This window comes from Desulfobotulus sp. (assembly GCF_034006065.1).
GTDB lineage: Bacteria > Desulfobacterota > Desulfobacteria > Desulfobacterales > ASO4-4 > Desulfobotulus.
In genome coordinates this window covers 1-10,468 of record NZ_JAVETM010000066.1, presented here as the reverse complement: position 1 = coordinate 10,468, position 10,468 = coordinate 1, and the positions used below count along the sequence as shown (strand labels likewise).

10 protein-coding genes are annotated in these 10,468 nt (G+C 55.8%); 9 read left to right on the top strand and 1 reads right to left on the bottom strand.

Annotated elements, in window-relative coordinates; genetic code table 11:
• Nucleotides 1-208 precede the first annotated feature (208 nt).
• Complete coding sequence (locus tag RBR60_RS15185; protein ID WP_320358328.1) at nucleotides 209-460, bottom strand: hypothetical protein; 252 nt, start codon at nucleotides 458-460, stop codon at nucleotides 209-211.
• A 119-nt stretch (nucleotides 461-579) separates the two neighbouring features.
• Here RBR60_RS15185 and RBR60_RS15180 point away from each other — a divergent pair, with 119 nt between their 5' ends.
• The 9 genes from RBR60_RS15180 to nifK all read left to right on the top strand — a co-directional run bounded on the left by RBR60_RS15180 (nucleotide 580) and on the right by nifK (nucleotide 10,339).
• On the top strand, nucleotides 580-1,131 hold the full coding sequence (locus RBR60_RS15180; RefSeq protein ID WP_320358326.1) for a glycine cleavage system protein R: 552 nt from the start codon (nucleotides 580-582) through the stop codon (nucleotides 1,129-1,131).
• 13 nt (nucleotides 1,132-1,144) lie between these two features.
• Entirely contained in the window at nucleotides 1,145-2,518 is a 1,374-nt protein-coding gene (locus tag RBR60_RS15175) for a PFL family protein (protein ID WP_320358324.1), read from the top strand.
• 69 nt (nucleotides 2,519-2,587) lie between these two features.
• A complete protein-coding gene (locus RBR60_RS15170; protein WP_320358322.1) occupies nucleotides 2,588-3,187 on the top strand; it encodes a hypothetical protein in 600 nt (199 codons plus the stop codon).
• Nucleotides 3,188-3,741: 554 nt separating this feature from the next.
• Entirely contained in the window at nucleotides 3,742-5,148 is a 1,407-nt protein-coding gene (locus tag RBR60_RS15165; RefSeq protein ID WP_320358320.1) for an ammonium transporter, read from the top strand.
• 158 nt (nucleotides 5,149-5,306) lie between these two features.
• Complete coding sequence (gene nifH / locus RBR60_RS15160; protein WP_320358318.1) at nucleotides 5,307-6,131, top strand: nitrogenase iron protein; 825 nt, start codon at nucleotides 5,307-5,309, stop codon at nucleotides 6,129-6,131.
• Nucleotides 6,132-6,321: 190 nt separating this feature from the next.
• Entirely contained in the window at nucleotides 6,322-6,678 is a 357-nt protein-coding gene (locus RBR60_RS15155) for a P-II family nitrogen regulator (RefSeq protein ID WP_320358316.1), read from the top strand.
• Nucleotides 6,675-7,055 (top strand): P-II family nitrogen regulator, encoded by a 381-nt coding sequence (locus tag RBR60_RS15150; protein WP_320358314.1) that lies wholly within the window; start codon nucleotides 6,675-6,677, stop codon nucleotides 7,053-7,055. Before RBR60_RS15155 ends, RBR60_RS15150 begins: the two co-directional genes overlap by 4 nt.
• Nucleotides 7,056-7,239: 184 nt before the next feature.
• Nucleotides 7,240-8,877, top strand: coding sequence for a nitrogenase molybdenum-iron protein alpha chain (gene nifD / locus RBR60_RS15145; protein ID WP_320358312.1), 1,638 nt, complete (start codon nucleotides 7,240-7,242; stop codon nucleotides 8,875-8,877).
• 85 nt (nucleotides 8,878-8,962) lie between these two features.
• Complete coding sequence (gene nifK, locus RBR60_RS15140) at nucleotides 8,963-10,339, top strand: nitrogenase molybdenum-iron protein subunit beta (RefSeq protein WP_320358310.1); 1,377 nt, start codon at nucleotides 8,963-8,965, stop codon at nucleotides 10,337-10,339.
• Nucleotides 10,340-10,468: the final 129 nt, after the last annotated feature.

Genomic DNA, 10,468 nt, shown 5'->3' with positions numbered 1-10,468 from the left:
CCCTTTAAAAAAATCAAGCCGTCAATCTAGCCCAGAGGAAGAAAGACTGTCAATAAAGAGGACGCAGATACATCATTTTAAAACAGAATGCTGACCGAATCGGGAAATCAGAGATCCCATTTCTCTACCTGGCTTCCCCCTCGCTCTCCATCCCCACAACAATCTCAAAACAAGAACCCCACCCCCTACATCAGATATGCCTTCTGATTTATTTCCCTCCGGAACCTCCCTCCACAAAATCCCGTATCTGTCTTTCCGTCAGCCAGAGTCCGGAAAGCATCCGACCTTCCATGCGGATGGTGGGCGCTATGGTGACACCATCCGCCCTCGCGGCTTTTCGGTGGCGGAAAACATCCAGGACATGCAGTTCATGGTCCATCCCGGAAAGCACGCGCTTCAGATGCCTTTCTGCGGCAAAACAGCGAGGACAAAGGGGTGCCTTGTAAAAAAAAACTTCCATAAACCCACCTTTCATGGGAAAAAGTACTGTTTTTCATCCAAAGGTCCTAAGTATCCCGGACCCTTAGGTACATTTCTTCTACGGCGTCACGGCTTCATCATAAAGGAAAATTAAGATCCATGGAAAAAGTCATTGTCACGGTTCTGGCCAACGACAGACCCGGTATCCTCGCTTCCGTATCCGAAGCCATTTTCCGGGAAGGCGGCAACCTTGATCAGGTCAGCCAGACCCTTCTGGAAACTCAGTTCGCAGGCCTTTTCATCGCAAGCCTTCCCGAAGGACTCGGCGTGGAGCACTTACAGCAAAAACTCCGCAGCGTCCTGTCTCCCCAGGGTATGGATATTCTCGTCAAGCCCATGCCGGAACCCGACACCGCTGGCCCACCGCCATCGGAACCCTTTGTCATCACCTGCTTTGGCCCTGACCGTCGGGGGCTTGTGGCGGAAATCACCGCCATCCTCGCACGTCACAGGGTAAATGTCACCAATCTCCGGGCCATGTTTGAAGGCGGCAATGATCCTTCCCGCAATCTCATGGTCTATGAAGCGGATGTGCCTCTGGCCACAGACACCAGCGCCCTTTCCCAGGATCTCAGAAAAAGGGCTGGAGAGTTCAACCTTGTGATCAACATCCAGCACCGCAATATCTTTGAATCCATCACCCGCATCTGAACCGGAGCAGACCATGATTCACGACAGGGAAATCCTTACCATACTCGGCATGCTCAACAATGAGCATCTCGATGTGCGCACCGTTACCTTAGGCGTTAACCTCTTTGACTGTGTCAGCGACGACATTCACAGGCTCTGCGCCAACATTGAAAAGAAAATCTGCGGCCTTGCCGAAAACCTTGTCCCCACCTGCAACCGTATCGGAGAAAAATACGGCATCCAGGTGGTGAATAAACGCATCAGCGTCAGCCCCATTGCCACCATCGCAGCCCCCTTTGGCCCCGAAGGCATGGTGGCTGTGGCCCGAACCCTGGATCGCATTGCCCAAACCGTAAACGTGGACTTTGTGGGTGGATTTTCCGCCCTTGTGGAAAAGGGCATGGCGCGGGGGGATGAAGCGCTCATCGCGGCCCTGCCCCAGGCCCTTGCTGAAACCCATCGGGTCTGCGCCTCTGTGAACGTGGCCAGCACACGGGAGGGAATCAATATGGATGCGGTTCTGCGCATGAGTCGGGCCATCAAGGAAGCCGCCGCCCTCACCGCAGACAAAGATGGACTGGCCTGCGCCAAACTCTGCGTTTTCGCCAATATTCCTCCGGATATTCCTTTCATGGCAGGGGCTTATCTGGGGATCGGCGAAGCGGATGCGGTGATCAATGTGGGTGTTTCCGGCCCTGGCGTGGTCAAAAAGGCCATTGACCGGGCCCTGCGGGAACAGCCCTCCATGGGGCTTGGGGATATTGCCGAGCGCATCAAGCGAACCGCGGCCAAGGTTACCCGTGTGGGTGAGCTCATTGGCCGTGAAGTGGCAAGGGATCTTGGCATTCCCTTTGGGGTGGTGGATCTCTCCCTGGCTCCCACGCCCACCGTGGGCGACAGTGTGGGAGAAATATTTCAGAGTCTGGGCCTTGTCAGCATCGGCGCACCCGGCTCCACAGCGGCGCTTGCCATGCTCAATGATGCGGTCAAAAAGGGCGGCGCCTTTGCCAGCTCCCATGTGGGCGGACTTTCCGGCGCTTTCATTCCTGTGAGCGAAGACCTCAACATTGCAGAGGCTGCCAGAAAAGGCTACCTTTCCATTGAAAAACTTGAAGCCATGACCGCTGTCTGCTCCGTAGGCCTCGACATGGTCGCCATCCCCGGCGACACCAGCGTGGAAACCCTTGCAGGCATCATTGCAGACGAGATGGCCATTGGCATGATCAACGCCAAAACCACGGCCTGCCGTCTCATCCCCGTTCCCGGCAAAAAGGCGGGGGACATGGCCCACTTCGGTGGTCTTCTCGGCTTTGCCACCATCATTGATATACCCAATGCCTCAGGAAAAGACCCCTTTGTCACCCGGGGAGGCCGTATTCCAGCTCCCATTCACTCCCTGAAAAACTGATGCTCTCCGGGTGATGACCTCTTTTCTCATCACCCGGATGCCCTCCCCTTTTCTCGAAAGGAAAACGCCATGCTCGAAGCCATAGCCATCAAACTTGTTTCCGTGCTTGCCGGTTTTCTGTTTGAACAGGCCCTTGTCTCAGGAGAACAGATCCGCATTGAAGGCGCTCCGGCCTGGTATTACGAGGAAAAAAGCCCCCAGTATATCTATGTCTTTTCCTATATGGAGGGCGGGCTGGAAACCGTGGAACCCCTGAAGGCCAATCTGGCCCTGGCCATGGAAAAACGCATTCAGGAAATCATTGACATTGTCATCTATTATGAACAATTCCGGGATATCAAGGACCCTGCAGAAAAGGAGCTGATCCGCCAGTTCCGCAGGGATGAGGATCTTGGACTCTTTGTCCGCCGTCACATGCGCATTGCCAACATCACCCAGCAGGATGCCCAGGAAGGAGGCCTTGTGCGCAAGGCAAGGCCCGCCCGCAGCTTCGGATCCGCAACACTCTCCAAGCAGGCCCTTTTGGATTACCAGAAGGAAAGGGTTGCACGCCTTCAGCAACGGATCTCCCAGGAAAGGGCGAAAAAGGGCTTTGATGCGCTGGACGCTGCCTTTGAAGACGACGAAATGGATGCAGTGGCACGGGAGCTGGAGGCCATCAGCCCCTGACCCCTTAGACATGTGGAATCCACCCGCAGTAGCAGGGGGGAAGGTACCCTTTGGAAAACCAGCCCCGATAGGGGCTTCTCTTCTGGCACAAACAAGAAAACAGGAAAGGCCGGACAAGTTTGTCCGGCCTTTCCTGTTTTCAGAATCTGATCAAGGAGCTTATGTCTGGAACGCCATGCACTCCGGTCGGATCGCAAGAGCCCTTTAAGCACCCCCCGATGGTTCTTTAAGGGCAAACCGTTATGCTGGTTTACCATACCCATCGGAATACAATAATTCAAGTTAATAATTCTTCTTGAGTCAATAAATAATTATTGACTATTATTTCATATATGTATTTTTTAATATGTATCAATACAAAAATGAAATTATTAAAAATACATTCAGGAAAAACTTAAAAACCCCCTATCTCATAAATCATTTAAAATCAATTTGTTATATAAAATTTTAAAAAACAAACAAACTGGCACACCTCATGCATTACTCCAATGGCAAGAGTGAATGGGAAAAGCAAGGCACTTTTCCCAAACCCCAAATCCCAGGAGGAAAGCATCATGCGCTGGTTTATTCCCACATCCATCCTCATCTCCCTGGCAGCCCCGGCCCTTGCCGGTGATGCCGCTCCCGATCCCATCACCAATGCCGAGGCCATTGCCCTCGTCCAGGAACACGCCAATTTTCTCTGGACCCTCATTGCCGCCTGTCTTGTCTTTTTCATGCAGGCCGGATTCGCCATGGTGGAAGCCGGATTCACCCGTGCCAAAAACGCGGTGAACATCATGATGAAAAACCTCATGGACTTTTCCATCGGCTCCCTTGTCTTCTGGGCCGTGGGCTTCGGCCTCATGTTCGGTCACAGCCTGGGCGGTTTTGTGGGCACCTCAGGCTTCTTCCTCTCGGACTTCACGGGAGAAGGCTCGGAATGGAACCTCGCCTTCTGGATGTTCCAGGTGGTGTTCGCCGCCACCGCTGCCACCATCGTATCCGGCGCCATGGCGGAACGCACCCGGTTTGCAGGCTACATCTGCTATTCCATCGTTCTTACCGCCTTCATCTACCCTGTCTTCGGCTCCTGGGCCTGGGGCTCCCTGCACAATGGGGAAGGCTGGCTGGAAAAACTCGGATTCATTGATTTTGCAGGCTCCACCGTGGTGCATTCCGTAGGCGGATGGGCAGCCCTGGCAGGAGCCATGGTTCTCGGCCCGAGACTGGGTAAATACACGGCAGACGGCCGCATCCGGCCCATCCTCGGCCACAACATCCCTCTGGCGGCCTTAGGTGTCTTCATCCTCTGGCTGGGCTGGTTCGGATTCAACGCAGGCTCCACCACCACTGCGGACAAAAGCATTGCCCTCATCTTTGTCAACACCAACCTCGCCGCCGCAGCAGGCGCTGTTGCCGCCATGGTGGTCTCCTGGATCCGTTTCGGCAAACCCGAGGTGGGCATGAGCTTAAACGGTGTCCTTGCCGGTCTTGTGGGCATCACCGCAGGCTGCGCCAATGTGGGGCCTGCTTCCGCCATCCTCATCGGCCTCATCGCAGGCGGTCTTGTGGTTTCTTCTGTCCTCTTCTTTGAAAAAATCCGCATAGACGACCCCGTCGGCGCCATCTCCGTTCATGGGGTGTGCGGAGTCTGGGGAACGCTGGCCGCAGGACTTTTCAATACGGGCGGCACCAGCCTTACCATGATCGGCGTGCAGCTCATCGGTGCCCTTGCCTGCTTTGCCTGGGTATTCCCCACGGCCTGGCTCATGTTCCGGCTTGTGGACCTCACCATCGGACTGCGGGCCAGCGAAGCCGAAGAAATGGAAGGACTCGACTTCACCGAACACGGCGGCAATGCCTATCCGGACTTCCGGGCCAGCGGAGCGGGCATGTCCTTTGAATCCGGAAAGGACTCCGGAGACAGATTCGCCCCCAGTGCATCCGGCGCGGCCTTTGCCCGGAATAAAATGGCCTGAACCCCATGAGAGCCGGACAAGGCTCCGAAGTCTCCGGCTCTCAGAAAAAAATGTCCATCGCAGCAGAAATCCGGAAACGGCTACACGGAAACATCATGGCCGGAAAAGAACACATCACCGGCCATGTCCTTCTCATCTTTCATAAAGGAGTAAAGACCATGCGCAAGATCGCTATCTATGGCAAAGGCGGCATCGGCAAATCCACCACCACCCAGAACACCGTGGCCGGGCTTGCGGAAATGGGAAACAAGGTCATGGTGGTGGGCTGCGACCCCAAGGCAGACTCCACCCGCCTTCTCCTCGGCGGACTGGCCCAGCGTACCGTGCTGGACACCCTTCGGGAAGAAGGGGAAGACGTGACCCTCGATGACGTACAGAAAGCCGGATTCTGCAACACGGTCTGCACGGAATCCGGCGGACCGGAACCCGGCGTGGGCTGTGCGGGCCGGGGCATCATCACTTCCATCAACCTTCTGGAACAGCTGGGAGCCTATGCGGAAAGCCGGAATCTCGATTATGTCTTTTACGATGTACTCGGAGACGTGGTCTGCGGCGGTTTTGCCATGCCCATCCGGGAAGGAAAAGCCGAAGAAATCTACATCGTGGTTTCCGGAGAAATGATGGCCATGTATGCGGCCAACAACATCTGCAAGGGGATCGTGAAATATGCGGAAGCGGGCGGCGTGCGACTGGGGGGGCTGATCTGCAACAGCCGGAACGTGGACAATGAAAGGGAAATGATCGAAGAGCTGGCCAAACGCCTCGGCACCCGCATGATCCATTTCGTTCCCCGCGACAATGTGGTGCAGAGAGCAGAAATCAACCGCAAGACCGTGATCGAGTTTGAGCCTGCCAATGATCAGGCCAATGAGTACCGGAGCCTCGCCAAAAAGATCTCGGAAAATGACCTGCACGTCATCCCCACACCGCTGGCCATTGAAGAGCTGGAGCAGCTCCTCATGGAATATGGGCTTGCAGGCTGACCCCAAAGGGATTCTTCTTTTCCCGCCCCCTTTTTTTAAAAAAGGATGAAGGCAGCCCGGAACCCCCATCCCCTGCCTGAAAAAACACCGCGCCCATGGGGAAAGACAAGGCTTCTCTGCCCTTTGCGCGCCCTGAAAATTACAAAATCGTAACCAGAATCAGCGAGACCCTAAAAAAGGAGACCAGCCCATGCACCTCATTAAAGCCATTGTCCGGCCTGAACGCACAGACCGTATTCTCTCCGACCTCATGGAAGCGGGCTTTCCCGCAGTAACCAAGTTCTCCGTGGTAGGGCGCGGCAAGCAGCGGGGCATCAAGATCGGCGATATCACCTATGATGAACTTCAAAAAGACCTGCTCTTTACGGTGGTGAAGGATACGGACTGTGAATACGTCATCCGCACCATCATGAAGGCGGCCCGCAGCGGCGACAAAGGGGCCTTTGGAGACGGGAAGATCTTTGTCACCCCCGTTGTCGAAGCTTACACCATCAGCTCCGGTATCAAGGAAAGCCCCGACGGCGGCATGGAGGAGGTGCAGGTATGAAGGAAGTCATTGCCATCGTTCGCATGAACCGCATGAACCAGACCAAAAAAGCCCTGGTGGAGGCGGGCATCACTTCCATGACCGCCAAAGAAGTGCTGGGCCGGGGCAAAGGGATTGTGGATTTTTCCCTGCTCAAGGGCGCGGAAAAGGGCTTTGAGGAAGCCATCACCCAGCTGGGGGATTCCAGCCGCCTCATCCCCAAACGCATGATCTCCATCGTGGTGCCGGACGGCCTTGTGGAAAAGGTGGTTTCCACCCTGATCCGGGTCAACCGCACGGGAAAATCCGGAGACGGCAGAATCTTTGTCCTTCAGGCCAAAGAATCCATCCGCATCCGCACCGGGGAGCGGGGAGAAGCCGTACTGGATGAGGTGTAGGGGATACCTCAGACTCTGCTCCCAAGGGGAGAAAAGAGTCTTGATGAGGCCCTCACCCCAACCCTCTCCCAGGGGGAGAGGGAGCCTTGAGGATGTCTTATTCTCCCCTCTCCCTCCGGGAGAGGGGCCGGGGGTGAGGGATCCGTTTCAGGCTACCCAAACGACCATGAAGAAGGAAACGACCATGAGCGACGAAAAAAATACGGCTGCAAAGCTAGAAAAGATAAAGGCCGAGATCCTTGCCAAATACCCCACCAAGGTGGCCCGGAAACGGGCCAAGCAGATTCTCGTAAATCGCAAGGACAGCACGGGCAAGGTGCCGGAAGTGGGTGCCAATATGCGTACCGTTCCGGGCATCATCACCCAGAGGGGATGTTCCTACGCCGGATGCAAGGGCGTTGTGCTGGGCCCCACACGGGACATCGTCAACATCACCCATGGGCCTGTGGGCTGCGCCTATTATTCCTGGCTCACCCGCCGCAACCAGACCCGGCCCGAATCCGAGACCGATGAAAACTTCATGACCTACTGCTTCACCACGGACATGCAGGAAGAACACATCGTGTTCGGGGGAGAAAAGAAGCTGAAACAGGCCATTCAGGAGGCCTATGATCTCTTTCATCCCAAAGCCATCTCCGTTTTTGCCACCTGTCCCGTGGGTCTCATCGGCGACGACATCCACGCCGTGACCCGTGAAATGAAGGAAAAACTCGGCATCAATGTCTTTGCCTTCAGCTGCGAGGGCTACAAGGGGGTCAGCCAGTCCGCAGGGCATCACATCGCCAACAACGGTATTTTCACCCATGTGGTGGGGCTGGACGACACCATCGGCAAGGGAAAGTTCCGCATCAACCTTCTGGGCGAATACAACATCGGCGGCGATTCCTTTGAGATCGAACGGATTCTCGATGCCTGCGGTATCACCCTTGTCTCCACCTATTCGGGGAACTCGTCCATCGATCACTTCGCCAACTCCCACACGGCGGATCTCAATGCCATCATGTGCCACCGCTCCATCAACTACATGGCGGAGATGATGGAAACCAAGTTCGGGATTCCCTGGATCAAGGTGAATTTCATTGGTGCGGAATCCACGGCCAAGTCTTTACGCAAAATCGCCCAGTATTTTGAGGATGAGGAACTGAAGGCAAGAGTCGAAGAGGTGATTGCAGCAGAAATGCCAGCGGTGAAGGTTTCCCTGGAAAAGGTAAAGCCCCGGTGTGAGGGCAAGCGGGCCATGCTCTTTGTGGGGGGTTCCCGCGCCCATCATTATCAGGATCTTTTCGCTGAACTGGGCATGGAAACCCTTGCAGCGGGCTATGAATTCGGCCACAGGGACGACTACGAAGGCCGCAAGGTACTGCCCAGCATCAAGGTGGATGCGGATTCCCGCAACATCGAGGAGCTGCACATCACACCGGATGCCAAGCGTTACGTGCCGAGAAAGGATGAGGAAAGCCTGAAAAAGCTCGAAAACGAAGGGCTGGCCTTCCGGGAATATGAAGGGCTCATGCCGGACATGAAGGAAAACACCCTGGTCATTGACGACATCAGTCATTTTGAAACGGAAAAGCTCATTGAAATGTTCAAGCCGGACATCTTTTGTGCGGGCATCAAGGAAAAATACGCCATCCAGAAGAGCGGCATTCCCATGAAACAGCTCCATTCCTACGACTCCGGCGGGCCCTATGCGGGCTTTAAGGGAGCCATCAATTTTTATGAAGAAATCGAGCGCATGGTGAACGCCAAGGTCTGGTCTTATATCACGCCTCCATGGGCCGCTGAACCTGAACTCTCCGCCAACTACGCCTGGGTTGCCTGAGAGGCCCGTGGCCCCTGTGGGAGTCGGAAACCTCCCCGCTCCCACGGGGGTTCAATTTTTTATTATCAAAGGAAAGGACATCCCCATGCTCCTCCGTCATACATCCGCAGAACCCGTGGAACGCACGGGACTCATGATCAACCCGGCCAAGACTTGTCAGCCCATCGGCGCCATGTATGCGGCGCTGGGCCTCCACGGCTGCCTGCCCCACAGCCACGGTTCCCAGGGCTGCTGCGCCTATCACCGCTCCGCCCTCACCCGCCACTACCGGGAGCCCGTGATGGCGGCCACCAGCTCCTTTACCGAAGGCGCTTCCGTCTTCGGCGGGCAGGCCAACCTCCTTCAGGCCATTGACAACATCTTCACGGTCTATGATCCGGAGGTTATTGCCGTACACACCACCTGCCTTTCGGAAACCATTGGTGACGACCTCAACCAGATCGCCATCAAGGCGAAAGACGAAGGCAAGGTGCCCGAAGGAAAATACGTGATCCACGCCTCCACCCCCAGCTATGTGGGCTCCCATGTCACGGGATTCGCCAACATGGTGCAGGGCATGGTTTCCGCATTTTCCGCATCCACGGGCAAAAGGAATGAAACCCTCAACATCATTCCCGGATACGTGGAGCCTTCGGACATGGAGGAAATCAAGCGCATGGCCAGTCTCATGGGCCTGAAAACCATCGTCTTTCCCGACACCTCCAATGTGCTGAATGCACCCCAGACGGGAAAATTCCGCATGTACCCCAAGGGCGGCGTGACGGTTGCGGAAATGAAGGCCACGGGAGACAGCAAGGCCACCATCGCCCTCGGCCCTCTGGCCTCCGATCTGGCGGCCCGCAAGCTGGACACCCTGTGCAAGGTGCCCTGCCATACACAGGAATTGCCCATCGGCCTTCAGGCCACAGACCGTTTTGTGGACACCCTGCGCAAGGTGGGCGGCGTCAGTGTTCCGGAAAGCATTGCCGTGGAAAGGGGAAAACTCCTTGATGTGATGACGGACATGCAGGCCTGGTTCTACCAGAAACGGGTGGCCCTTTTCGGCGATCCGGACTCCCTTGTCTCTCTGGTGGAGTTTCTCGTGGCCCTGGACATGCACCCCGTCCATGTGGTGACGGGCACACCGGGCAAGGCCTTTGAGCAGAAAATCCGGGAGCTCACCGCCCACCTTCCCGTACCCGTGAACGTCAAAGCCCATGGTGACCTTTTCCTTCTCCACCAGTGGATGAAAAAGGAGCCGGTGGATCTGCTCATGGGCAACACCTACGGCAAATACATGGCAAGGGATGAGGATCTGCCCTTTGTGCGCTTCGGTTTTCCCATCTTTGACCGGGTGGGCCACAGCTATTTCCCCACGGTGGGCTACATGGGCGGCATCCGGCTCATGGAAAAAATCCTGGATGCCCTTCTGGATCGCAAGGATCGGGACAGCCCGGAAGAATCCTTTGAGCTGGTGATCTGAGCGGGAGGTCTGAAAGGCGCACAGTCTCTATTTCTCCCCTCTCCCACTGGGCTTATCTTTACCCATAAGTCCGGAATTATGAAATCAGGGGTACTAACATAGAGGAAATGGTGGGCAGCAGGCCTTCCC

Bases quoted from the DNA above. Each gene is read 5' to 3' on its own strand.
- RBR60_RS15185 (WP_320358328.1), bottom strand. From the start codon at position 460: ATGGAAGTTTTTTTTTACAAGGCACCCCTTTGTCCTCGCTGTTTTGCC.
- RBR60_RS15180 (WP_320358326.1), top strand. From the start codon at position 580: ATGGAAAAAGTCATTGTCACGGTTCTGGCCAACGACAGACCCGGTATC.
- RBR60_RS15175 (WP_320358324.1), top strand. From the start codon at position 1,145: ATGATTCACGACAGGGAAATCCTTACCATACTCGGCATGCTCAACAAT.
- RBR60_RS15170 (WP_320358322.1), top strand. From the start codon at position 2,588: ATGCTCGAAGCCATAGCCATCAAACTTGTTTCCGTGCTTGCCGGTTTT.
- RBR60_RS15165 (WP_320358320.1), top strand. From the start codon at position 3,742: ATGCGCTGGTTTATTCCCACATCCATCCTCATCTCCCTGGCAGCCCCG.
- nifH (WP_320358318.1), top strand. From the start codon at position 5,307: ATGCGCAAGATCGCTATCTATGGCAAAGGCGGCATCGGCAAATCCACC.
- RBR60_RS15155 (WP_320358316.1), top strand. From the start codon at position 6,322: ATGCACCTCATTAAAGCCATTGTCCGGCCTGAACGCACAGACCGTATT.
- RBR60_RS15150 (WP_320358314.1), top strand. From the start codon at position 6,675: ATGAAGGAAGTCATTGCCATCGTTCGCATGAACCGCATGAACCAGACC.
- nifD (WP_320358312.1), top strand. From the start codon at position 7,240: ATGAGCGACGAAAAAAATACGGCTGCAAAGCTAGAAAAGATAAAGGCC.
- nifK (WP_320358310.1), top strand. From the start codon at position 8,963: ATGCTCCTCCGTCATACATCCGCAGAACCCGTGGAACGCACGGGACTC.